General features: G+C 65.9%; 20 protein-coding genes. 7 read left to right on the top strand and 13 right to left on the bottom strand.

Going from position 1 to position 22,857, the window contains the following annotated elements:
• Window positions 1-85: 85 nt before the first annotated feature.
• Window positions 86-928, top strand: coding sequence for a DMT family transporter (locus H156_RS0111325; RefSeq protein ID WP_238536868.1), 843 nt, complete (start codon window positions 86-88; stop codon window positions 926-928).
• Between the two features lie 4 nt (window positions 929-932).
• Here the strand turns inward: H156_RS0111325 and H156_RS0111320 are convergent, their stop codons facing one another.
• From H156_RS0111320 to H156_RS17255, 7 genes are all read right to left on the bottom strand, one after another.
• Complete coding sequence (locus tag H156_RS0111320; protein WP_017365491.1) at window positions 933-1,586, bottom strand: DUF2231 domain-containing protein; 654 nt, start codon at window positions 1,584-1,586, stop codon at window positions 933-935.
• Window positions 1,587-1,685: 99 nt separating this feature from the next.
• Window positions 1,686-2,831, bottom strand: a complete 1,146-nt coding sequence (locus H156_RS0111315) for a lytic transglycosylase domain-containing protein (protein WP_238536867.1) — start codon at window positions 2,829-2,831, stop codon at window positions 1,686-1,688.
• A 338-nt stretch (window positions 2,832-3,169) separates the two neighbouring features.
• Entirely contained in the window at window positions 3,170-3,694 is a 525-nt protein-coding gene (locus H156_RS0111310; RefSeq protein ID WP_010961080.1) for a hypothetical protein, read from the bottom strand.
• Window positions 3,695-3,771: 77 nt separating this feature from the next.
• Complete coding sequence (locus H156_RS0111305; protein ID WP_017365489.1) at window positions 3,772-4,617, bottom strand: NAD(+)--dinitrogen-reductase ADP-D-ribosyltransferase; 846 nt, start codon at window positions 4,615-4,617, stop codon at window positions 3,772-3,774.
• 59 nt (window positions 4,618-4,676) lie between these two features.
• The gene (gene clpX, locus H156_RS0111300) at window positions 4,677-6,011 is read right to left on the bottom strand and encodes an ATP-dependent Clp protease ATP-binding subunit ClpX (protein WP_010961082.1); all 1,335 of its coding nucleotides are present in this window, start codon (window positions 6,009-6,011) and stop codon (window positions 4,677-4,679) included.
• Window positions 6,008-6,757, bottom strand: coding sequence for a serine O-acetyltransferase (gene cysE / locus H156_RS0111295; RefSeq protein ID WP_017365488.1), 750 nt, complete (start codon window positions 6,755-6,757; stop codon window positions 6,008-6,010). The genes clpX and cysE overlap by 4 nt, the downstream gene beginning before the upstream one ends.
• Window positions 6,751-6,918, bottom strand: a complete 168-nt coding sequence (locus tag H156_RS17255) for a hypothetical protein (RefSeq protein ID WP_010961084.1) — start codon at window positions 6,916-6,918, stop codon at window positions 6,751-6,753. The genes cysE and H156_RS17255 overlap by 7 nt, the downstream gene beginning before the upstream one ends.
• A gap of 279 nt (window positions 6,919-7,197) precedes the next feature.
• Between H156_RS17255 and H156_RS0111285 the strand changes: the two genes are divergently transcribed.
• Genes H156_RS0111285 through budA form a run of 6 tightly spaced genes read left to right on the top strand, consistent with a single transcriptional unit; the run spans window position 7,198 to window position 14,003 of the window.
• Window positions 7,198-8,271 (top strand): N-acetyltransferase DgcN family protein, encoded by a 1,074-nt coding sequence (locus H156_RS0111285; RefSeq protein ID WP_017365487.1) that lies wholly within the window; start codon window positions 7,198-7,200, stop codon window positions 8,269-8,271.
• Window positions 8,268-9,338 carry a dipeptide epimerase gene (locus H156_RS0111280; protein WP_017365486.1) on the top strand — a complete coding sequence of 357 codons (1,071 nt, stop codon included), beginning with the start codon at window positions 8,268-8,270 and terminating at the stop codon, window positions 9,336-9,338. The genes H156_RS0111285 and H156_RS0111280 overlap by 4 nt, the downstream gene beginning before the upstream one ends.
• A gap of 10 nt (window positions 9,339-9,348) precedes the next feature.
• Entirely contained in the window at window positions 9,349-9,789 is a 441-nt protein-coding gene (locus H156_RS0111275) for a DUF2721 domain-containing protein (protein ID WP_010961087.1), read from the top strand.
• Between the two features lie 10 nt (window positions 9,790-9,799).
• The gene (locus H156_RS0111270) at window positions 9,800-11,512 is read left to right on the top strand and encodes an NAD-dependent malic enzyme (RefSeq protein WP_017365485.1); all 1,713 of its coding nucleotides are present in this window, start codon (window positions 9,800-9,802) and stop codon (window positions 11,510-11,512) included.
• Window positions 11,513-11,539: 27 nt separating this feature from the next.
• Window positions 11,540-13,201 carry an acetolactate synthase AlsS gene (gene alsS, locus H156_RS0111265; RefSeq protein ID WP_017365484.1) on the top strand — a complete coding sequence of 554 codons (1,662 nt, stop codon included), beginning with the start codon at window positions 11,540-11,542 and terminating at the stop codon, window positions 13,199-13,201.
• 19 nt (window positions 13,202-13,220) lie between these two features.
• Entirely contained in the window at window positions 13,221-14,003 is a 783-nt protein-coding gene (gene budA / locus H156_RS0111260) for an acetolactate decarboxylase (protein WP_017365483.1), read from the top strand.
• A gap of 231 nt (window positions 14,004-14,234) precedes the next feature.
• On the opposite strand, the gene H156_RS0111255 is transcribed toward budA, so the two are convergent.
• The 6 genes from H156_RS0111255 to H156_RS0111230 all read right to left on the bottom strand — a co-directional run bounded on the left by H156_RS0111255 (window position 14,235) and on the right by H156_RS0111230 (window position 22,849).
• Window positions 14,235-14,816 carry a lipid-binding SYLF domain-containing protein gene (locus tag H156_RS0111255; RefSeq protein ID WP_017365482.1) on the bottom strand — a complete coding sequence of 194 codons (582 nt, stop codon included), beginning with the start codon at window positions 14,814-14,816 and terminating at the stop codon, window positions 14,235-14,237.
• A 124-nt stretch (window positions 14,817-14,940) separates the two neighbouring features.
• Window positions 14,941-16,167 carry an FtsX-like permease family protein gene (locus H156_RS0111250; RefSeq protein WP_017365481.1) on the bottom strand — a complete coding sequence of 409 codons (1,227 nt, stop codon included), beginning with the start codon at window positions 16,165-16,167 and terminating at the stop codon, window positions 14,941-14,943.
• Window positions 16,160-16,876: an ABC transporter ATP-binding protein gene (locus tag H156_RS16090; RefSeq protein ID WP_017365480.1), complete on the bottom strand. Its 717-nt coding sequence runs from the start codon at window positions 16,874-16,876 to the stop codon at window positions 16,160-16,162. The genes H156_RS0111250 and H156_RS16090 overlap by 8 nt, the downstream gene beginning before the upstream one ends.
• The gene (locus H156_RS0111240; RefSeq protein WP_017365479.1) at window positions 16,873-18,834 is read right to left on the bottom strand and encodes a vWA domain-containing protein; all 1,962 of its coding nucleotides are present in this window, start codon (window positions 18,832-18,834) and stop codon (window positions 16,873-16,875) included. Before H156_RS0111240 ends, H156_RS16090 begins: the two co-directional genes overlap by 4 nt.
• On the bottom strand, window positions 18,831-20,177 hold the full coding sequence (locus H156_RS0111235; protein ID WP_026045964.1) for a tetratricopeptide repeat protein: 1,347 nt from the start codon (window positions 20,175-20,177) through the stop codon (window positions 18,831-18,833). The genes H156_RS0111240 and H156_RS0111235 overlap by 4 nt, the downstream gene beginning before the upstream one ends.
• Window positions 20,174-22,849, bottom strand: a complete 2,676-nt coding sequence (locus H156_RS0111230; RefSeq protein WP_238536866.1) for a putative virulence factor — start codon at window positions 22,847-22,849, stop codon at window positions 20,174-20,176. The genes H156_RS0111235 and H156_RS0111230 overlap by 4 nt, the downstream gene beginning before the upstream one ends.
• Window positions 22,850-22,857: the final 8 nt, after the last annotated feature.

Here is a 22,857-nt window from a genome sequence, read left to right as displayed (position 1 = left end):
CCGCGGCCCGCGATGGCTTGCTCCGCCGATGTTGAACTTTCGGCCGCGTTCCTCAAAGCCGCGGAACATTCGGGGGCTTTGGGCCATGCTGTTCGCCTCCCTCCTGTTTTCCGTGATGAGCGTCTCGGTATACGCACTCGGGGTGAGGCATCCCGAACTGCCGACGATGACGGTCAGTTTTTTCCGGATCATCGTCAACCTCGCCGTTCTCCTCCTTCCCGCGTTGATCCGCTCGCGGATACCTTCCCTGCTGGGCGACATGCGTCCGTCCCTATGGCTGCGCGGGCTGTTTGGCTCGCTGGCGCTGATTCTTTCCTTCATTTCGATCCAGCGGATCGGACCTGGGGAGGCTGCCTTTCTCGGAGCCAGCAGCGGGGTGTTCGTGGCCTTGCTCGGCCCGAAAGTGCTCGCCCAGAGGAACAGCGGCTGGATCTGGGCCGCACTGGCAGGTTCCCTGGTCGGGCTGTACCTGCTGATGAAGCCGCGGGCGGACGTTTCCGACGAACTGGGCAGGCTGATGGCGTTGGGCTCGGGATTCCTCAGCGCTCTCGCCTACCTGATGGTCGCCCGTGCCGGACAGAGCAATCCGCCCGGCACAGTCGTGTTCTATTTCTGCGCGGTCGCCATACCGATGCATCTGGCCTGGTTTGGACTCTCGGGATTCACTGTGCCGGGAGACGGGGAGGCCTGGGCCTTGCTCCTCGTTTGCGGCCTGGCGGCGAGCGGCGCACAGGTCCTCATGACGCGCGCGTACCAGGAATCACCCGCAGCCCTGGTCAGCGCGGTGAGCTATGCCACGCCCGTGTTCAACCTGGCCTTCGGCTGGCTTTGGTTCGCCAAGGCTCCCGATGGAACGGCGCTCGCCGGCTGCGCCCTGGTACTGCTTTGCGGCGTGCTGCTGCCGTTCCTGAGCACCCGCGGTACCTGATCCGCTAGGGCTCGCCCCCGCCGTGTTCGTGGTGGTGCGCAGCCTCAACGGATTGCAGGTTTTTCACGCCCACGCCGTGCTCGTAGACCATCAATCCGCCTAGGTCGGCGCCGAAAAACATCGCCGTTGCCATGAGACTCGCCAGAAAGAGGTGAAAGGCGTTGGCCATGCCGGAAAACCGGTAGCGGGCGATCAGCCGCCAGAGGGAGAGGACGAGGGCGAGACTGGTGACGGTCACTCCCAGCCGCATATGCCATTCCATGATCTCGTGCACCGCTTCGCCGTGGGGAACGAAACCCGCCGCAAACAGCCCCGCCGCAGCCGCCGACACCGCACCCAGCGTCCCCAGGTACAGCATCCAGCTCGCGACCAAACGCAGTTCTTTCTTACGCGACGCCACGGCAGTCAGGTCGAGCAGGAAAAATGCGTTCAGGAAGGCGATCGGGAAATGGACCAGGAGGGGATGGATGTTGGGAGCCAGGGCGGAAAGTCCCGGCAGGAATTCGAACGTGCCGCCGCCGTCGAAGAACCGGGTGGTCGAATCGAGCACGCCCTCCAGCAGCCCGACCCAGCCAGCGCCTGCCGCATCGCCCGCGCCGTGTACCACAGGTGTGAGAAATCCGCTGCCGCCCGAAACCGGCCAGCCCAAAAAAGCCATGATGCACTCCGCGTCTTGTCTAGACGCCGCATCCTAAAGGATCGTGGAAGGACTTGCCATCCCGGTCCCCGAAACACTCTTGGAGACCGTCGCCGAGTCTCAGCGTGAACGGGCAAGACGCAGTTTTTCGCCGCTCCTGCCGATGGCAGCGACGACGGGACGGCTGGTCCGGGCCTTGGCGACCGGGCGGAGGCTCACTGCCGCATGTGCAGGGCCGGCCTTGCCATGCAGGGACTTGGGGAAGCGGACCGAGGTGACACGGTCCCCTTTCAGAGGATGCGCCGGAACCTTATGCAGCACCGGCCGGACGAGCGGCACAGACGGCTTTCCCGCCACTGTGAATGGGCTGGGCGCCTCATCCAGTGGATCTTCGTAATTCACGCCTTCCGGGAAAAACCGCTCCGGGTCGGCGGCAATCTCCACCGCGGCCAGAAACTCCGCATAGTAGTTGCGGGAGGCGAAGCCGAACAGCGGATGATCGTAATCCTGGACGATGCGTTCGAAGTTGTGCCCGTAGACGTTCTTCGCTTTCTGCATCCCCCCGATGCCGTGATTGTAGGACGTCACGGCCAGCGGCCAGCTCCCCAGCTTGCCGTAGGCGTGACTGAGATAGCGTGCTGCGCCGTGGGCGGAGGCGATCGGGTCCAGGCGCGCGGCAACGCTGTCCTGGCCATTCATGAAGGTCTTGGCGGCTCCGGCGGTGAACTGCCAGATGCCCACCGCCCCCGCGGAAGACCTCGCATTGGCCTGGAACGAGGATTCCACGTGGGGTAGAAGCGCCAGCTCCTCGGGCAAACCGGCATTGCGGAAGATGCGGCGGAAATGCTCGTCATAACGCCCACTGATCTCCAAGCCGCGCTTGAACCGCTCCCGCAGCCCCCGCTGATAGCGAAGACGCTCGGCAGCGCCCCTGATGGCCGTCCGGAGGTCCGCCTGCTCGTCGATCCGCCGGGCCAGCTGTTGGTCGGCGGCATCCAGCGGCGCGCGCGACGCCAGTCTGTCCTCCAGGTTACGCAAGCGGTATTTCCAGTAATCGAATCGCTCCTGCACCCGGGCTTTCTGGCTGGGCGTGAAGCCGCCACCGGCTTCCCCGGGCAGGTCGACGACCTCGTAGATCAGCCCCAGGTAGCGATCGTCGTGCAGGGCGACCTGGGACCGACTCCACTCCGCATAGACTTTGCGCCAGAAGGCGACCTGGGGCTCGAGCGCAGGGTAGCGGGGAAACACCCCCAGATAACGGGTCATGTACTCCGCCCGTGGCCGGCTCCTCGGCATGAAATCCAAATCCCGGGGCGTGTCCGACCCGGTGGACGGAACCGACTGGACCAGTGAATCCTTTTTGGGCGCCACGGTGTGCGAAGAACACGCAACGAGCAGCAACACCGGAGCGATGCACATCAACCCTCGAGCAAATGGTTTGAACATGAGCGTGTCCCCCTCGACATGAGCCGCTGCCCTCCCCTTCGGTCGTATCTTGGCGGGGGATCATCCGAAATCATCGGCGGGCATAGGTACCTCCATTCATTGTAGCCCGTTGCCCCGAGACGACAACCGCGGCGGCGACGGCTTGCGGCCTCCCCGATTTATCGAGACTTGGGCATCAACGGTAGGGAAGCGCCGATTTCCACGTCTTCCGCCCCCTGCAGAACGCTTTCCACCTGGAGAAAGCGGGCGCCGATCTTTTTCGAAAGAGCTTTCGCTAGCTTGCCGTAATAGTTTTCCAGTAAAGCCGTGCGCGATTTGCGGAACTCCAGGGCTGCCCTGACCAGCTCATCGGCCTTGGTTTCGCTGATACTGTCGAAATTGACGGCGTAGTCGTTGATCAAGGCGTAGCGGGCCTCATTCAATTTCATCAGATCTGCTTCGTACTGATGATAGATCGACCAGAACTTCCTGGCCTGGACTTCATCCAGATCCATCGCATCGGCGACGAATTCGCGTTTTTCCATCCGGATGCTGGCGCGGAACAGCGCCAGCTCATCCTGTTCGGCAGGCCGCGCCGGCGGGGCGCTCGATGGCGCCGGCTCTTTCAAAGCATGGGCATCGATGCCGGCAAGCAGCAGGAAAATCGCCAGTGCGGCCGTGGTGAAGATCATTTTCATGTTCATGGAGGGGCCGCTCCGGGCTTCGTAAGGTTTCTCGTATCATAGGCCAGCCGCTGTCCAGATGCACCGGTTCATCTGCGTCAGACGACGATCTTCACCCGGTAACCCCCGCCGATCACCAGATACTCGGCCTCCCCGCGCAAAGGATGGCTCGGCAGCAGATCGTTGAAGAACAGGAGCTTCACGACCGGAACTTCGGTTTCGAGGATATAGGCACCGAACTGCCCCGCCTGCGTCCGGTCAGCGGAGAAAGAAACGATGTTGTTGAGACGCACGAGGATTTCCCGTCCGTTGCCGGCCCCCAAGGGGCAGAATTCACCGAGACTGTCGACCCCGCGATAGAGCCTGACGTGGCGACGCGCCGGCGTCTCGAACCTTGCGATCGCCCATTGGCAGAATTCGAAGAGCAGGTCGAGCTGCAGATAGATGCAGTTGTTGTGGAAGCGGCTCGCCATTTTCTCTTCGACGTAGTCCATCCAGGCCGGGGTGGCAAAACCGGTCAACGGCTGCTTGTGGAAAGTGGGAAACAGACCGAAGCGGCTCTCGACCCAACCCTTCAAGACCGCCCCTTGCGGATTGTTGGAATCGAAGCCCCAATCCTGCAGCAAGCGCAGGTAACTGCCCCGGAATCGCCGCCGTCCCTGACGGTCTTCGCCGAGACGCTGCTCCTCCTCGAAACCGAACACCACGCTCATGTAATCCTGGAAGACACCGCCCGCTTCCCGAAGGTTCTCGCAGCGGCCCAGCCTGGCGAACAGACCGCTGTGGGCCTCGCGAGTGCCGTGGATGCGCAAGGGCAGAGGATGCTGGTTGAAATCGGGGCTGGCGAGAAGCTCCGTGGGGATACCGACGAGATTGGTGCTGTGCCCGGCGAGGGCAACGTTGGGGGAATGATGAGTTTCGGATGGGGGGAACGGGCCAGCCATGGCGCCTCAGGGTATCACCGGAACGGGCATCCGATTCAACCCTGGCGCGGTGAAAAAGATCAAACCTCGCCTGCGGCCAACCGCGCTCCCCCCGCCTCCTCTTCGGCCCTCACCAGCGTGACGGGCGCCTTTCCGTCCACCGTATCGGCATCGACGACGCACTGACGGACATCCGACTGGGAGGGAATCTCGAACATGGGCCGCCGGAGGATATGCTCGATGATGCTGCGCAGACCGCGCGCGCCGGTGTCGCGCTCGATGGTGCGCGCGGCGATGCGGCGGATCGCGGGCTCGGTGAACACCAGCTCCACGCCTTCATAGGCGAACAGTTTCTGGTATTGCCGCACGAGGGCATCGCGGGGCTCGGTGAGAATGCGGACGAAGGCCGCTTCGTCCAGCGGCTCCAGGGGAGCGATGACGGGGAAACGGCCGATGAACTCGGGGATCAGGCCGAAGCGCCGCAGGTCTTCGGGCTGGATTTCTGCCAGCAATTCCTCCAGAAGCGGCCTTTTGGCATCCTGCACGGGCGCGTGGAAGCCGATCTCGCCACGCGGAGGGCCGATGCGCTTTTCCACGTGTCTTTCCAGCCCCGGGAAGGCGCCGCCCGCGATGAACAGGATGTTGCGGGTGTCGATCGTGACCTCTTCCCCGCCTCCGCTCCCCTCGCGGCGCCGGCCACGGGCCGCCACCTTCACCTGACTGCCCTCGACGAAGCGCAGCAGTGCCTGTTGCACGCCTTCGCCGGAAATGTCGCGGGTGTTGATCGCCATTTCCGGACTCTTCGCCAGCTTGTCGACTTCGTCGATGTAGACGATACCCCACTCGGCCCGTTCGACACTGCCGTCGGCGGCCTCCAGCAGGCGGACCAGGATGTTCTCGACATCGTCGCCGACATAACCGGCCTGGGTGAGCGTGGTCGCATCGGCCACCACGAAAGGCACGCCGACGATGCGCGCGAGGGTACTGGCCAGCAGGGTCTTGCCGGTGCCGGTCGGCCCGATCATCAGAATGTTGGATTTGCCGACCTGGACTTCGGTGTCGCTCCCGGCCAGCCCGAGAATCTCGCGGCTCTCGTGGCGGAGGCGCTTGTAGTGGTTGTAGACGGCGACGGAGAGGATCTCCTTGGCCAGTTCTTGGCCGATCACGTACTGATCGAGGTGGCGCTTGATGTCCTCCGGCTTGGGGACATTGCCATGCAGCTCCGCCATCGAACGCTTGCGACCCCAGTTGGCCACGACCTGTTCGGCCAGCCGTACACAGGCCTCGCAGATCTGGCCCTCGATGCCCGCGATGAGGGGGGTGTCCCTGCCTTGTTCGATGCCACAGAAGGAACAGTGCTGGGTCTTTGCCGGCGGGTCGCTGCTCATGCCTTCATCCTCGAAAATATTCCTCATTCAAGATCGGCTGCCGCGGGTTCCCTGCACACCGCCTCGCCATCGCACTGCCTGCATTCGTGGGCCGCTTCGACGCGCCGCTTCACCAGTTCGTCTTCCAGGGTCTCGATCCGATCCAGCAGGCATTGCACTGCCCTGCCGACCGGATCGGGGATCAGATGATGGTCCAGGTCGATGCCGTGCGGGTCGGACTTACGCGAACTCTTGGGCTGCACGACCTTGCCGGGAATCCCGACCACCGTGCAATAAGCCGGCACGTCCTTGATCACGACCGAATTCGCACCGACTCGAACCTGGTCGCCCAGGACGATGGGACCCAGAACCTTGGCGCCCGCGCCGATCAGCACGCCGTTGCCCAGGGTGGGATGGCGTTTGACCTTGTTCCACGAGGTTCCGCCGAGGGTGACGCCATGATAGAGAGTCACGTCGTCGCCGATCTCCGCGGTCTCGCCGATCACGACGCCGGCGCCGTGATCGATGAAGAAGCGCCGGCCGATGGTCGCGCCGGGATGAATGTCGACGTTGGTCAGCCAGCGGGCGAACGCCGCCAGCAGCCGTGCGCTCAGCCGATGTCCGGCGCGCCACAGGCGGTGGGCGAACCGGTGCAGCAGCACCGCGTGGACACCGGGATAGGTCAACATGACTTCCAGCCGGCTGCGGGCCGCCGGATCGCGCTCGAATACGCAGCCAACGTCCTCACGCAGAAGCTCCGCGAGGGACGGGCTGGCGGTTTCGCCTCCTACCACGGAACCACGCTCCACGAGGTCCGTCCCGGCACCGGCGGCGCCGGGATGATGTAGAAGGGGTATTCCTCCGGATCTTTCGCCACTGTCTCCTGTTCCTGAGGAGACTCACCGGGGATGGCCGATTTGCAATGGTTCTGGTCGATGAATCCGTAGCCGGTCATGGAACACCTCCTTACATTAGGGATGCTTGAAAGACTTTCAAAGAAAAACAAGCAACCGATATGCCACCATCGCCAGGCAAGACATCCCCCGTAAATTCAATGCATTGCGGCAAACGCCTTGGTACCGGCAGTGCGCATCCCTGGCGTACCAGGCGGAATTTGTAGGATTCATGACAAGCATTCCGGAGCCGCCGGCCCTGGTGCAAGATTTCACCGATTCGCGCCATATCCCGTTATATGATGGGTATCCTTCGTCAGGCTCACTGGAGGAACCCGAGTTTGGAGAGGTCGCCCGCCCTCATACTGGCACACGGCTGTTTCGAAGACGTTCACGGCAAAGTGGCCCATGGCCTGGTCCGCGGCACGGACCGCTTCGACATCGTCGCCGTGATCGATCCGGACTGCGCCGGCCACGACGCCGGCACCCTGCTCGACGGACGGCCGCGGAACATCCCGGTGTTCGCCTCGATCGAAGCCGCGCTGGCCCAGGGGCGAAGACGCCCTGCCGTCGCCATCGTCGGCATGGCGACCCACGGCGGCCGCTTCACCGAAACCCTGCGCGCGGCCTTGTTCGAAGCCGCGGCAGCCGGTCTGTCGCTGGTCAACGGCCTGCACGACCTCGCCGGCGACGATCCGGAAATCGCGGCGGAGACGGCCCGCCACGGCGCCAGCATCCTCGACCTGCGCAGGCCCAAAGCGGTCGCCGAACTGCATTTCTGGACCGGCCAGATCCATGGCGTCGCCGCCCCGCGGATCGCGGTGCTCGGCACCGATTGCGCCCTGGGAAAGCGCACCACCGCCCGCCTCTTGACGCAGGCGCTGAATGCGGACGGCATCAGGACCGAGATGATCTATACCGGCCAGACCGGCTGGATGCAGGGCGGACGGTACGGCCTCATCCTGGACGCGCTCCCCAATGATTTCGTCAGCGGCGAGTTGGAGCACGCCATCCTGACCTGTTACCGTGAAGTCAGGCCCGACCTCATCATCCTGGAAGGACAGTCCGCCCTGCGCAATCCCAGCGGGCCGTGCGGGGCGGAGCTGTTGCTGTCCGGGGCCGCGGCGGGTGTCATCCTGCAGCACGCGCCGGGCCGGCGTCATTACGACGGCTTTGAGGGATCCCGTTTCCGGATTCCTCCCGTGGAAGACGAAATCCGGCTGATCGAACACTACGGCGTACCGGTGCTGGGTGTCAGCCTGAACGGACGGGATTCCGGCCCGGAAGGATTGCGGGAAGCGCAGCGCAGGCTGGCCCGGACCCTGGACGTCCCGGTCGTCTGCCCGCTGGAAGACGGTGTAACCGACCTCCTGCCGCCGCTGCGGGCGTTGCTGGAACGGGAGGAAGTCGCATGAAGATCGCCGACATCCAGGTGCGGACCGAACATTTTCCGCTGACGCGTCCCTACCGCATCGCATTCCGCTCGATCGAGGAAGTCGACAACCTCATCGTCGAAATCAGGACCGCCGACGGACTGCTCGGACTGGGCGCCGCCTCGCCCGAACGGCATGTCACCGGCGAAACCCTGGAAGCCTGCCACGCCGCTTTGGATCATGATCGTCTCGGGTGGCTGATGGGCCGGGACATCCGGACCCTGCCGCGGCTGTGCCGGGAACTGGCCGAACGGCTGCCTGCCGCGCCGGCCGCCCGCGCCGCTCTCGACATGGCGCTGCACGATCTGGTGGCCCAGTGTCTCGGCCTGCCCCTGGTCGAAATTTTGGGACGCGCCCACGACAGCTTGCCGACCTCGGTCACGATCGGCATCAAGCCGGTCGAAGAAACGCTGGCCGAGGCGCGCGAACATCTGGCGCTCGGCTTCCGGGTGCTCAAGGTCAAGCTTTGCGGCGACGAGGAGCAAGACTTCGAACGCCTGCGCCGGCTGCACGAAACGCTGGCCGGGCGGGCCGTCGTGCGGGTCGATCCCAATCAGAGCTACGATCGCGACGGCCTGCTCCGTCTGGACCGGCTGGGGCAGGAACTCGGCATCGAGTTCATCGAACAGCCGTTCCCGGCAGGGCGAACCGACTGGTTGCGGGCGCTCCCGAAAGCGATACGGCGCCGGATCGCCGCCGACGAATCCCTGCTGGGCCCCGCCGATGCCTTCGCTTTGGCTGCACCGCCGGCCGCCTGCGGCATCTTCAACATCAAGCTCATGAAGTGCGGAGGGCTGGCCCCGGCGCGGCGTATCGCCACGATCGCCGAAACCGCCGGGATCGATCTGATGTGGGGCTGCATGGACGAGAGCCGCATCAGCATCGCCGCCGCCCTGCACGCCGCCCTCGCCTGCCCGGCCACCCGCTACCTGGACCTGGACGGCAGCTTCGACCTGGCCCGCGACGTCGCCGAAGGCGGCTTCATCCTCGAGGATGGCCGGCTCCGGGTGACCGAACGGCCCGGCCTCGGACTCGTATGCCCGGATTAGAGGACGGCCGATGCAATTCCTGATCAACGTCGAGGACGTCGCCCACGTCATCCAGCTTGCCGTGGCCCCGGTGTTCCTCTTGACCAGTATCGGGGCGGTGCTGTCGGTGATGACGGTCCGCCTCTCCCGCTGCATCGACCGGGCGCGCCAGCTCGAGGACAACCTGGAACATCTCGACCCGAAGACGCGGCCGCACGCCCACGTGGAACTCCGGATTCTCTGGCGCCGCGCCCGGCTGATCGGCGCCGCGCTCACGCTTTGCACGATCAGTGCGCTCCTGATCTGCACCGTCGTCGGCATCCTGTTCGTCGGCGGCATATCCGACGCACAGTTGGGCACCGCGATCGCACTGCTGTTCATCGCGGCCATGGGGGCGCTGATGCTGGCCCTGCTGGTCTTCCTGGTGGAAATCTATCTCGGGATCGCAAGCCTCCGGATTGGCCCACGCTGAGGACTCTTCGATGATCGACTTCAAAATCACCCGCGATCCGCAGACCGGCGGGGAAATCTGGACGGTCCCCTTGAGGGGCCCGCTGCTGTTGAATTACCCGTTGTTCAACAAGGGCCCGGCCTTCCCGGAACAGGAACGCCGGGAACTGGGCCTGCTCGGTCTGCTGCCGCCGCATGTCGACACCCTCGAGACCCAGGTCGAACGCGCCTACGAGGCCTTTCGCGCCAAGCCCACCGACCTGGAACGCCACATCTACCTGCGCGCCTTGCAGGACGAGAACGAAGTATTGTTCTACCGACTGATGCAGGATTACATCGGGGAGACGATGCCCGTCGTCTATACGCCCACCGTGGGCGAGGCCTGCCAGCGGTTCAGCCACATCTACCGGCATCCGCGCGGACTGTTCATCGCCTACCCCGAGCGCGAGCACATCGACGAGCTGCTGGCCAATACCGCGCAGCGTGAGGTCGACGTCATCGTGGTGACGGACGGCGAGCGCATCCTCGGCCTGGGAGACCAGGGCGCAGGCGGCATGGGCATCCCCATCGGCAAGCTGGCGCTGTATACCCTCTGCGGCGGAATCCACCCCGCACGCACACTGCCGGTATTGCTCGATGTCGGCACGGACAACCCGGACCTCCTGAACGATCCGCTGTACATGGGCTGGCGCCACCCGCGGGTGCGGGGCACCGAATACGACGAATTCGTCGAGCGCTTCGTGCAGGCGGTGATGCGGCGCTACCCGAACGTACTCCTGCAATGGGAAGACTTCGCCCAGGCCAATGCCGGCCCGCTGCTGGAGCGCTACCGCGACCGGCTGTGCACGTTCAACGACGACATCCAGGGCACGGCGGCAGTGGCCACCGGCACAGTGCTGGCCGCAGTCAAGGTCACGGGAACACGGCTGCGGGATCAGGTCGTCGCCGTCTTCGGCGCGGGCTCGGCCGGCTGCGGCATCGCCGAACAGATCTGCGCGGCCATGGTCCGGGACGGCTTGTCCGAGACCGAAGCGCGCTCACGATGTTTCCTGATCGACCGGTCCGGCCTGCTGCGCGAGGGGCTTTCCGGCCTGCCGCCGTTCCAGCAAGCCTTCGCGCAGCCCGCGGCACGGCTGGCCGGCTGGCGGGTGGACCGAGCCGGGACCATCGGCCTGGCCGAGGTAGTGAACAACGCCCGCCCGAGCGTGCTGATCGGCGTATCCGGCGCGGCCGGGGCTTTCACCGAATCCATCGTCAAGGCGATGGCCGACTACACACCCCGCCCCATCATACTGCCGCTGTCGAACCCGACTTCCCGCTGCGAAGCCCTGCCCGCGCAGATTCTGGCCTGGACCGAAGGCCGTGCCCTGGTCGCCACTGGCAGCCCGTTCGCCGACGTCGCCTGGGAGGGACGCACGATCCCGATTCCGCAATGCAACAACAGCTATATTTTCCCTGGACTGGGCCTGGGCATCCTCGCCATAGGCGCGCGCCGGGTGACCCCCGGCATGTTCATGGCCGCCGCCCAGGCCCTGGCCGACGCATCCCCCGCGGCCACCGACCCGCACGGCCCCCTGCTCCCGCCCCTGACCGCCATCCGCAACGTATCCCGCCTCATTGCGTTGGCCGTCGCGAAGGAGGCCGTCGCCGCGGGCGTCGCAGCACCTCCCAGCGATGCCGATCTGGAACGCATGGTGGATGAACGGATGTGGACCCCGGCTTATGCACGGCTGACCGGCTGCTAAACTTCCAAACCAAAAAAAGGCTTTCTCATGCGTGAAACGATACCTCCCCGCACCGGCGCCGACCTGCTGGTCGACTCCCTCCAGGCGCTGGGCGTCGAATACGTCTTCGGCGTGCCCGGCGGCGCGATACTCCCGGTCCTGAACGTGCTGGCCGACCGCGGCCCGCGCTTCATCGTTTGCCGGGACGAAACCGGCGCCGCCTTCATGGCCCAGTCCTGGGGCCGGATCACCGGCCGGCCCGGCGTGGTGCTCACCACCTCCGGCCCCGGCCTCATCAACGCCGTCTGTGGCGTCGCTACCGCCACAGAGGACCGCGACCCGCTGGTCGTCATCACCGGCCAGGTGCCGCGGGCCGTGCAATTCAAGCAGAGCCACATGAACCTGGATTCGGTCGGCCTGTTCGCGCCGATCACCAAATGGAGCGTCGAGGTCGAGGAACCGAATACCGTATCGGAAATCCTGGTCAACGCCTTCCGCACCGCGCAGACGCCGTGCGCCGGAGCCGTCCACGTCTCGGTACCGAACGACATGCTCACCGCGCCGGTCACCGCGCAGGCCCTGGCGCCGGCCGAACCCGCCGTCTGGGGAACGGCCCCGGCCGCCGTCGTCGAACGCGCGGCGTCCCTGCTGAACGATGCCAAAGCCCCGGCCATCCTGCTCGGATTGCGGGCCAGCACACCTGGAGCGGCGGCGGCGGTCCGGCGTTTCCTGGAGCGGCATCCGCTGCCGGTGGCGATGACCTTCGAAGCCGCCGGCACCCTGTCCCGCGATCTGGTCGATCGGTTCGTCGGCCGGGTCGGCTACGTGCTCAACCAGCCGGGCGACGAGGTGCTGCGCCAAGCCGATCTGGTACTCACGATCGGCTACGACCCGATCGAATACGAACCTTCCGCCTGGATCTCACCGCAGTCGCAGGCGATCCACCTGGATGCCCTGCCCGCCGCCGTCGACCGGGCCTACCGCCCTGCCGCCGAACTGGTCGGCGACATCGCCGCCAACCTGGCCGCGCTCGGCAGCCTGCTCCGGATCGAGGATCGAGCCGGACGCCCCGCCGTCGCCGCGGCGCGGCGGCGTCTGCTGGAGGAGCAAGCCCGCGGCGCAGCACTGACCGGTATGCCGATCCACCCCTTGCGCTTCATCCACGACCTTCGGGCCACGCTGGACGACGAGGCGACGGTGACCTGCGACGTCGGCGCCCACGAGATCTGGATGGCCCGCTACTTCTTCTGCTACGCCCCGCGTCACCTGCTGTTCAGCATGGGCCACCAGACCATGGGCGTCGCCCTGCCCTGGGCCATCGGCGCGGCCCTGGCCCGGCCCGGCAAGAAAGTGGTTTCGGTATCCGGCGACGGCTCCTTCCTCATGACCTGCATGGAACTGGAAACCGCGGTGCGCCTCAAACTGCCGATCGTGCACATCGTCTGGAAAGACGGCGGCTACAACCTGATCCACAGCCTGCAGATGCGCGACTACGGGCGCAGCTTCGGCGCCGAGTTCGGCTCCACCGACTTCGTCAAACTGGCGGAGGCCTTCGGCGCGATCGGGTACCGGATCGAGTCCGCGGACGGGATCGTCCCTGTGCTGAACCGGGCGCTCGCGGCCGACGCGCCGGTGCTGATCGAAGTGCCCATCGACTACAGCGACAACGTCCACCTGGTCGAGGCGATCGACGCCTCGGCGCAGCACTGACTCTTGAGAGGAGACGTCCGTGGCCATCGACGACATCTTCATCCAGGCATTCCGCACCCACCAGCAGAAAGGCGATTTGTTCCATCCGCTCGGCCATGAGGATCACGAGGTGTTCCAGGCCTCCACCATAGGCGCGCTGATGGAAGGCGTTTACGACGGCGATACCACCTACGGCGAACTGGCCAGGCACGGCGACTTCGGCCTGGGCACCTTCAACGCACTGGATGGCGAGATGATCGCCCTTGGCGGACGGTTCTTCCAGATCAAATCGGACGGCAAGGCCTATCCCGTCCCGCCTACGGCCAAGACGCCGTTCGCCGTGGTGACCCTGTTCGACCCGACCGTGCAGGTCGTCTGGCCCGACCCGATCGACTGGAAACAGTTCCAGGCCGCCGTCGACAAGGCCGTGCCGAGCAAGAACGTCTTCTATGCGATCCGGGTGCGGGCCTATTTTGATCACATCCGGGTCCGGACCGTTCCGCGCCAGCGCAAGCCCTACCCGCCGCTGGTCGAAGTCGCCCGCCGGCAGCCCGAATTCGAATACGGACGTCTCGAGGGCACCCTGGTCGGCTTCCGTTTTCCCGACTACACCCAGGGCGTCAACGTCGCCGGCTACCACGTGCATTTCCTGGACAAGGCCGAAACCCTGGGTGGCCACGTGCTGGATTTCAGCATGCGCGAGGCCGTCGTAGACATCGATGTCACCTCCCAATTTCGCATGGAAGTGCCCGAATGCGGGGCTTTTCTCGACGCCGACCTGGCGAGAAATCAGGACGAGGCCATACACGAGGCGGAGAACTGAGGCGGAGCAGCTGTCTCTGCCGCTTCCTCCGGTAGTTCGCCATCATGAATGGGCACCAGTGTCCGTCGGTCTCCAGCGGAAGGTCCGCTCCTGCTGCCGGGGATCGACCAGGTGCTGGACAGGGGCACGGTGCGGCCAACATGTCCGGCAATAACGTGGCCGCGGCAGTGTGGGCCGATGGGAAGAGGCGCTGGAGCAAGGCCTCCCGCCGCTCCCCTTCCCGGTCGGGGATCAGTTGTTCAATTCGTCATTCTTGTAATACTTGGCGCCGGCGAGGCTGATGCCGACGATGGCGCCGGCTTCGCTGATGTGGTACATCGTCACGCCCGGCGATACTGTAACCCCTAAGCGACCGCCCGCCCCCTGCGTAGTGGTCTGCAAAGCGGCTTCGGTATTTCCGCCGAACTCCCAGCCGGAATTCACGAACTTGTCGAAAGACTCCCGCGTATCGAACAGGAACACCGCGCGGAACTTCTGGGCCCCGAAGCCCAGACCAGGCGACAGCTCCAACATCTTCATGTAGGTCGCCTTCTGGTTCGCATTGTTGATCGCGACTCCTTCGCCGTGCGAACCGCCGCCAAAGAGGATCTTCATGCCGAAATCGCTGAATACCGCGTAACCGGCAGAATTGCGGACACGCGCCTCGGCCTCGGGATAACTCTGGTAAAGCTGCGCCAGCATCTGGTTCGCCATCGAGCGGATTTCCGCCCGCCGGGTTTCTTTTTCGGAGTGGGTCAGCGGCTGCGACGCGCAGGCGGACAGGAAGATCATTACAACCGCGAATGAGGTGGATGAACGCAGGATGCTGGTCATGGCGGGTCTTCCCTTGGGTTCGGTGAGAGAGGGTTTGCGGTCTGGGCGCATCCAAGTTTAACGCGCCGGACCGGCCGCCAATAGTCCTTGATTTGGCCGGCTATCCGGTGTTGCCGAAGCACGGCTAGTTCTCCCGTAGGCTCTCCCCCGGTTCGATCCGCAGCACGGCCGCCACGGCTATCAGTGCAGCCAGAACGGCCAGGCTTTCGGTCAGAAAAGCGGCCGTCACCCCGTCATTCGGCAGCAGACGGCATACGAACTCTTCCCGGCTCAGATCCGCCCGGAAGGTCCGGTTTATCGCCTCGGCTGCCGCGAAATAGGCGGCGAATGCCAGCGCGATTCCAGCCGCGGCGACGCCTGCGGCCTGGATGGCGGGGAAGCCGGCAAGCACGGTATTGCGGATGCCGACCAGGCGCAGCAGCGCCAGGTCGCGCCGCTTGCGCTCGACGCTGGCCCAGAGGCTGGCACCCAGCGACAGCACGCAGCCGGCGATCCCGCCTCCGGCGATCAGGCGGAACAGGAAGCTCAGGGCGTGGTCGATGTTCTTGACCAGTTCGATGTCCTTGCTGCGGGTGGAAACGTCGTAGCCTTGGGCGCGCAGCGATTCGGCCAGCCCCGGCACGGCTTCCAGACTGCGCGCATAGAGCCGGAGCCGGGCGTAGCGGGACGCACCGGAGGTGGGAGACGCCCCGTCGGCGACGCCCAGCTCGGGCACGGCGTAACCGTCGCGGTAATGCTCCAGGGCTTCCAAGAGGGGTAAGGACACGAACGCACCCCAGCCGGAATGAACGGATTCGGCCAGCACCGCGCTCACCCGCAGCGACAGCCTCAACACCTGCCGCTGCTGGTGGAGATTGCGGTAGACCACGCCTTCCACGCTCATGCCGGCCGAAACGCCGAGTTTGTCTGCCGCCTCGTGGGTCAAAGCCAGCTCACCCAGCCCTTGCGGAACTGCATCCTCGACGCCGAACAGCGGATCGCCCGTATCCGTAGGCATCAGGTCGACATCCTCCAGACCCTTCCCGTCGGCGGCGGCAAGGTCCAGGGTGGCGGCGAGGGTGCGGGTGCTGGGCACGGCGAAGCCGACTCGCGGATTCGCGCGCAGCCGTTCCAGCCAATCGCGGTCCAGTGAACCGTTCAGCCGCCAGACGATCTCGAGGTTGCGCGGATCCGATTTCATCCGCGCCGTCAGGGTATCGACGATGCCGGACTTCAGGCCGAACAGCACCAGCAGGGGCGCCAGCACGGCGGCGATCGCCAGCGCCAGGCAGAGCGAGGCCCGCCATTCGTGGAGCAGGTCTCGCCCGGCAAGCTCGGCGACACTGCGCAATTGGCGCACGGCATCACGCATCGCTCACCCATTCCAGGCGGCTGCGGCATCCTGAAGTGCCGGCTTGCGGGATGACCCGGAGCTCCGGCAGTCCCAGCCGGCGAACCAGCGCCCAGTCGTGGGAAACGATCACCAGGGCGATGCCGAATTCCGCCGCCAGCTCCCGCATCAGGCGGCAGACTTCCAGGGCCAGGGATGGATCGAGCGCGGCGGTGGGTTCGTCCGCCAGCACCAGGGCGGGCCGGTGGGCGAAGGCGCGAGCGATGGCGGCCCGCTGGCGCTCACCGACCGAAAGGGCGCGGGGTTTTTTGGCCTTGAGGTGTGTCAGTCCCAGGCGAGCCAGCAGCTCGCCGGTCAACGAGTCAGGCCCCAATCCCAGCAGGCGGCGCGACAGCTCGACGTTCTCCCGCAAGTCGAGGAAAGGCAGCAGACCGCCAGTCTGCAGGACATACCCCAGGTGCCTCGAGCGCAGGGCGGCGAGCCCACCGTCTCCGCCGGACCGCCATAGCGCGGCCACGTCTCGATCGAGAAACCGGAACACCTCTGCCCGATCCGGGCACAGCACCAGCCCCAGCAGGTCGAGCAAGGTACTCTTGCCGGAGCCGCTGGGGCCGGTGACGGCCAGACAGTCGCCTGCACGCAGGGACAATTCCCCGACCTCCAGCGTGAAAGCCCCCTCGCCTTCGCCCCGGCGCCGTTCCACGCCCGCGAGTTCCAGCAGGGAGGTCACGGCAAGGCGCCGATAGGCACCGGATAGACCGCTTCGCTGGGGTCGTTCGAGCCGTCCAGCATCACCCAGCGGTCGGCGTCGTCGTGGTAGATCTGGTAATGCCGCAGCTTGCGGCGGAGGCCGTCGAGGAAGTCCTCCTGCTGCCGCTGGCTCCATTGCTCCCATTGATCGGAAGTCAGGTTCATCACCGCGCTCTTGTACGGCAAGCCTTCCAGGTATTCGCCGAGCAGGCCCAGTTCGGCCAGCTTGCGGGCCTTGGGGTCGGCCAGCTTGGCGGGATCGCGCACCAGATGCGCGGCCGAGGACCGCAGCAGATCGAAGAAGGCGGCCGTGCCGGTGGTTTCCTGCGACTTCTCGCCCTGGTCGAGGATGAGCTTGACGGTCTGGCTGAGATTGCTCAGTTCGTTCTTGGTCAGCAGCACCCGCACTTCGGTGGCGGCCAGCTCGGGATGGGCGTAGTCGCGGTCGCACAGCCAGGCCTGGAACAGATCGGGCGCCTGCGTGCCCTTCTCCCGGCCGAGATAGGCCAGCTGCATCGCGTGGCCCAGCAGCAGGGCGTCGCTGGTGATCCGTTCGCTCTCGTCCTTCGGTTTGGCGCCCGCCGCGGTGCGCACACTGCCGGCCACCATCCGGCCCTGCGAGGCCCCTTCCACCAGCTTGGCCATGGTGTCGGCCAGCGAATCGACGATCTTCCCGAACCTGCCCACGTCGCCGGATTCGACGTCGTAATACAACGGCCGGCCGGCGACCTGGTTCTGGGTCAGCACCTTGTATTGCGCCGAGGCTTTCGCATGGTCGGCCTTGCCGGCGGGCGTCTTCAGATGCAGACCGAACAAGGCCACGCCGAGCTGTTCGGCCTCGATGCGGACCTGGTCCGCCCCCAGCTTGGTCTGGGACAGCGGATCGTTGCCGTCGATGGCGCCGGCATCGGTGATGAGGACCACATAACGCCCGCCGAATCCGCTCCATTTGATCTTTTGCAGCGCGGTCATGATTCCGGCATAGCTGTCCTCGTCGAAGGTGGAGCTCGACACCTTGGCCGGGCTGAGGCTCGCGACCTTGGCGAGAAAGTCCTTGCCGGTCTTCACTTCGCTGGGGTCGGCGTAGACCTTGGAGACGTATTCCAGCCCCGGCACGGCCTGGGTGCTGGAACGGAAGGCGACCAGCCCGAAGCGCACCTGATCCGCCAGGCCGGCTTTCTCGATCCTGGTGTAGACCCGGCGCACCGCCTCCCGGGTACGGTCGATGTAGGGCCCCATGGATATGGTCGAATCGATCACGAACACCACCGCGGCGCTGAAATTGCGCAGCACCGAAGGCGCGTCCGGGACCTCGCGCCGGGTTTCCGCGGGCGAGGATTCGCCACGCTTGGCGGTGACCGAGGCGACCTCCAACACCCGCACGTTGCGCGGCGAGGTCAGCTCCTCCGCCTGCAGTATGGGCAGCAGGTAGAACTTCTTGGCCGGATCGACGTATTCCTGGGGTTCCACCGAAATCAGCCGAGGATCGGGCGTGCCGGAATCCACCGTCTTCAGGATGGAGGCGGCCATGGCACCGGGATCGGCAGACTTGAGCACCTCCAGCACGCCCTCCTTCTTCTCGAACAGCAGCGCCCTGGAACGGTTGGCCGGATTCGTGAACGCCAGCGTCAGCTGCTGGTTCCACGGCACGCTCTGGGCGGCGTCCAGCCAACCGTCGATCCTGCCGCGGGAATCGCCGCCGACCTGCAGCCATTCCCTGCCGTCCAGGGTTTCCCGCTCGTAGACATAGTAGCGCGAGAGCGCCGCCGCGGGCTTCCCCTCGGTCTTTCCGGGATCGGGCACGATGCGGGCGCCGGGGCGGGTCAGAACGCGCTGGAAAAGGGTCTTCTTGCCGGGCATCAGCAGGGGCTCGGCGCCGAAGGCCGGCGCCATGAACAGAACGGTGACGAAACCGAATACCCTCAAGCGCAGTTTCATTTCGCCTTCTCCTCGCATTCCTTCAACACTGCCTCCGCCGCCGCATCACCCGGCGCTTCCGCGACGGCCTTCCTCAACAGTTCCAGGGCGTGGGACAGGAAGGCCGGGTCCTGGGTATTACGGCAATACAGGCGCCCCGCCCCCAGCCTGCCGTCCCGGTCTCCGGTGCGGGCCGCCTCGTCGTACCAGTAAGCCGCGGTCTCCCAGTCGGCGTTCGCCGCGGGGCTGGTTTCGGCGGACCAGGTGTCCGGATCGTACATCCGTCCCAGCTCGATATAGGCCTTGGGTGCCCCGAGCTCGGCGGCTTCCTGGAACAACTGGCGGGCAGCATCCGGCTGGCGTGCGGCCAGACTCTTCTGCGCCGCCGCCAGGCAATCCTCGGTGCTGAGGCCGGTGCAATGCTGGGGAGGTGAAACAGGCTGCGCCTCGGCGTTCTGCTCCGTCTTCGGCGCGGCGGTTTGACACTGCGGTCCCGGCAGCGCCGGTATGCGGCAGTCCCACCAGGCCCAGGCCCCCGCGCCGGCCAGCGCCAGTAGCAGGGCGAATCCGAGCCAGAGGCCGCGCGACGGACGGGGCACAGGCGGCGGAACCGGCTCGGGCGACGGTGCCGGCGCAGGAATCGGCTCGGGTTCGGGAACCGGCACGGGCTCCAGGACCGGTTCAGGCTCCGCTTGGGGCGCGGGAGCCGGCTTGGCCTCGAAATATGCGCCGGAACCGAGCAAAGGCCGCTGAATCCGCAGGACGCAAGGGTAGCGGGCGCCGTCCGCCGACAGGGTCAGGCGGAACACCACGCTGGGGGGCTGGCTGACGATGGGGTCGACGATTTCGGGGCCGACCGGGATTTGGCGGGGGATGGACTGGAGGGTCCCCTTGCCCATGGATGGCGTATCGGCGCCATGCGGTTTTTCACCCTCATCGGGCCCTTCGGGCCACTTTTCGTTTTCGGGCCATCCTGCCCGAAACCCTTCGGGTGAGCTCTGCTCAACCAGAACCGCTCCCGGCGGTTTTGTCCCAGAGGGAAAAGGATGCGAAGACCGGGCTTCGGCTGCCATTTCCCGAACCGTGGAAAAAGAAGAGGGATCGGCTCCCTTCTCCCCCTGGGAGAAGGGTTGGGGATGAGTGCCTGCAACCGCAGAATCGGACCCAGCCTCCGAGCCCACCCCATGCCAGAATTCCTGAGCCTGCCAAGTCCCGTCCGGCCCCAGAAAAGGCGCCGAGCCCTGGTTACGCTCCAGACAGAATTCCAGCCGGCCTGCGGTTTGCTCCAGCCCGCCGATGCGGATCAGCCCATGGCCGGGACCCCTACCCGGGTCGTTGACCAGTTCGCACCTGATCGTGATCACCGTCTCTCTCGATGCCCGGCTACGACGCCGAGGGTCGCCAGGATTTCGCCCAGACGCAGATTCTGTTCGGGCGTGATCTCGCGGCCGGCGCTATGCCCGGCATTGTCCAACGCCAGTCTGCGGAAGGCTTCCAACCAATCGACGATGAAGGCTGCCGGATAATTCAGCTCTTCCACGCTGAGCCGAGGCAAGACGGCCGCCGCGATCGCCGCCGGCGGTTCGAACAGTCGGCGCCCACCCATCGGCGATTCCGGCCGGGCCGCAACCGGCGTCTCGCCCAGTCCCAGCAGGTCGACGAATTCGCCGATGACCCGCCGCACCACCATCACCTGCTGATCGACGATGCCGATGCGGGTGGTACCCCGCATCTCTTCCAGCGGACGCAACGCTTCCACCAGTTTCCGCTCGAGTTGCAGCCGATCACCGCCGGTGACCAGTTCGTCACTGACGATACGCACTGCCTCCTCGCCCAGCCCCAAATAGCGTAGCAAGTCGGCCTGCTCCGGCAAAGCCCGGAGCTGAAGTATCCAGGCCGATATCACCGCTCTGGCGAAATTCTCTGCGCGCCCGCCACGCTCCGGCACCGGCCCGGCGGTTTTCGCCACGGGCAGGTTGATGAGGCCGCGGCGTGCCGGGGCGGGTTTGGCAGTCTCGGCTTCGCCCTTCCCGCCGGCGTCGTCCGCGGTGAGGTACAGCCGCCGCAGCTGCTCCGCAGCGGGATGCAGGCGATGGAGCAATTCGCCGAAGCCGTCCGGGGACTCGACCACCGCCTGGTAGAACCGTTCGGCACAGCGCTTCTTCCTTTCGACCTCACTCGCACCCTCGGCCTGGAAATACGGCAGCAGCCGGTGTTCGCCGATTTCCTGCTGGATCTTGACCAGCTGCTCGCCGATCCGGTTCCATTTCGTTTCGCGCAGACAAACGGTGCGCAGATATTCGGCCAGCCGGGTCATGCCGCCGTCATTGACGCCCAGCACCGCATCCCAGGCCGCGCCGGCATCGCGGACATGGCGCTGCACCGATTCGTTACCCACGAAAAACTCGCGCTGCCCGGCCAGCCTTTGGCGCTCCTCCTCCGACAGGAAATCGGTTTCCACCCCATCGGCATCGACCTTGAACGCGCTGCGCAGCATGCCGGGCTTGCGCACCATGAAGACGTTGTCGAACGGCTTGCCCTCGCTCCATTCGTGCAGCCAGTCGCACTGGGAGAAACGCTCCAGCAGCGTGATGTGGACCATGTTGGCCCATTCCTGTTGCTGCTGGGCGGCGGTCTGGCCCGGCTTGGCTTCCAGCCGGCGGTCGAGCTGGGTGACCACCCAGACCAGTCCGGGCGGACGGGTGCCGCGGTCGGCCGGCGTCTCGCCCTGCGTAGCGTGGACCCAGGCGGACAGGGCCGGCGCCAGCGAGGTGACCTCGATCTGGCTGTCGCAGCGGGTGCACATCAGGAGCACGTTCATCTCCTGGTCTTCGGTGTAGCGCTCGAACAGATAGGCGACCTTGGCCCGCAGCATGAGCTGCGCCGCCGGGTCGGCGTCCTCGCGCTTGAGCCGCTTGCGCACCTCCTCCAGGTCGGCGATGTCCAGCCGGCCGCGGTAGCCGGGGAAGTCCAGCAGATCGACCTCTTCCAGCAGGCCGATCGCCGGGGCATCGGCCAGCACGAAGCGCAGCTCCGCCGTCAGCGCCGCCAGCACCGGACGCGACACCTCTGCCTCGGCCAAGACCTGGCCCTCACGCTGGGGCAGGACCTTCAGGCTTTCGCCGCCTTCCTTGCCGAGTCCGTCCAGCACATCCACGTTGAGGATGCTGTCCGCCCGCCAGGCCGGCTCGCCCCCGGTCTCGGACACCAGCGCGGCCAGCGGCACGAACACGGTGCCGGCGTGCGACATCCGCGCCAGGGCCTCGGCCAGCAGGCGATAGGCGCGGGTCAGGTCGGGAATTCCGCCCCACAGCACCGACAGCAGTTCCGCCCGGTGCTCGGTCCGCAGCCGCGGCGCGAGTTCGATCACCCTGGGCCAGTAGTCGGCGCGCAAGGGCGCGAAGGATTTCTCGAAGCGGCGCTCGAAGTAATCGATGAGATCGATGATCTCGTCGGCGCTCAGGCCCCCGGTCGGCTCGGGCTGGGCCAAGGGTTCCAGCCGCCCCAGCAGGGCGCGGAGTTTTTCCGGATCGGTGTCGAAGCTCACCCGCTCCCGGTCGAAGTCGTTGAAGAAGCTGTTGCCCAGGATCTTGGCGATATCGGCCTCGGAAAACAGGGTCAGCTCGACCGGGAATCCCTGCGGCGCGGCGCTGGGCTTGCGGGTGAAGCGCGTCACCAGCCCCGTCGCCTCCTTGCCGCCGCCGGGCGGATTCAGATGGCCGATGAAATCGACCCGCCTGCCGTCCAGCAGCGTCTGCAGATCGCCCTCGGCGGAACGCGCCAGGGTGGAAATCAGGTACGACTTGCCGGCCTGCGACATGCCGAACACCCCGGCGGAAAACGGACGCTTGGCCGCAGCGCCCAGGCGCCGGCACTGGTTGCGCGAACGCCGGAGCTTCTCGATCAGACCGTCGCCCTCCCGGTCCAGCCGCTGGGCGTTGGTGCGCACCTCCGCCACCCATTCCAGCGCATCCCCCGCACCCCGGAAGATCGCCTCGCAACGCTCGCTCAGCGTCTTGTCATCCCAAGTCGTCATGTGCATGC

The sequence above is a fragment of the Methylococcus capsulatus str. Texas = ATCC 19069 genome (assembly GCF_000424685.1).
Lineage (GTDB): Bacteria > Pseudomonadota > Gammaproteobacteria > Methylococcales > Methylococcaceae > Methylococcus > Methylococcus capsulatus.
Note: the sequence above shows the minus strand (reverse complement) of the source record. Positions and strands in the feature narration are given on the sequence as shown.

Excerpts from the sequence above, each read along its gene's own strand:
- H156_RS0111325 (WP_238536868.1), top strand. The coding sequence starts at position 86 with ATGCTGTTCGCCTCCCTCCTGTTTTCCGTGATGAGCGTCTCGGTATAC.
- H156_RS0111320 (WP_017365491.1), bottom strand. The coding sequence starts at position 1,586 with ATGGCTTTTTTGGGCTGGCCGGTTTCGGGCGGCAGCGGATTTCTCACA.
- H156_RS0111315 (WP_238536867.1), bottom strand. The coding sequence starts at position 2,831 with ATGACCCGTTATCTGGGGGTGTTTCCCCGCTACCCTGCGCTCGAGCCC.
- H156_RS0111310 (WP_010961080.1), bottom strand. The coding sequence starts at position 3,694 with ATGAACATGAAAATGATCTTCACCACGGCCGCACTGGCGATTTTCCTG.
- H156_RS0111305 (WP_017365489.1), bottom strand. The coding sequence starts at position 4,617 with ATGGCTGGCCCGTTCCCCCCATCCGAAACTCATCATTCCCCCAACGTT.
- clpX (WP_010961082.1), bottom strand. The coding sequence starts at position 6,011 with ATGAGGAATATTTTCGAGGATGAAGGCATGAGCAGCGACCCGCCGGCA.
- H156_RS17255 (WP_010961084.1), bottom strand. The coding sequence starts at position 6,918 with ATGACCGGCTACGGATTCATCGACCAGAACCATTGCAAATCGGCCATC.
- H156_RS0111280 (WP_017365486.1), top strand. The coding sequence starts at position 8,268 with ATGAAGATCGCCGACATCCAGGTGCGGACCGAACATTTTCCGCTGACG.
- H156_RS0111275 (WP_010961087.1), top strand. The coding sequence starts at position 9,349 with ATGCAATTCCTGATCAACGTCGAGGACGTCGCCCACGTCATCCAGCTT.
- H156_RS0111270 (WP_017365485.1), top strand. The coding sequence starts at position 9,800 with ATGATCGACTTCAAAATCACCCGCGATCCGCAGACCGGCGGGGAAATC.
- alsS (WP_017365484.1), top strand. The coding sequence starts at position 11,540 with ATGCGTGAAACGATACCTCCCCGCACCGGCGCCGACCTGCTGGTCGAC.
- H156_RS0111255 (WP_017365482.1), bottom strand. The coding sequence starts at position 14,816 with ATGACCAGCATCCTGCGTTCATCCACCTCATTCGCGGTTGTAATGATC.
- H156_RS0111250 (WP_017365481.1), bottom strand. The coding sequence starts at position 16,167 with ATGCGTGATGCCGTGCGCCAATTGCGCAGTGTCGCCGAGCTTGCCGGG.
- H156_RS0111240 (WP_017365479.1), bottom strand. The coding sequence starts at position 18,834 with ATGAAACTGCGCTTGAGGGTATTCGGTTTCGTCACCGTTCTGTTCATG.
- H156_RS0111230 (WP_238536866.1), bottom strand. The coding sequence starts at position 22,849 with ATGACGACTTGGGATGACAAGACGCTGAGCGAGCGTTGCGAGGCGATC.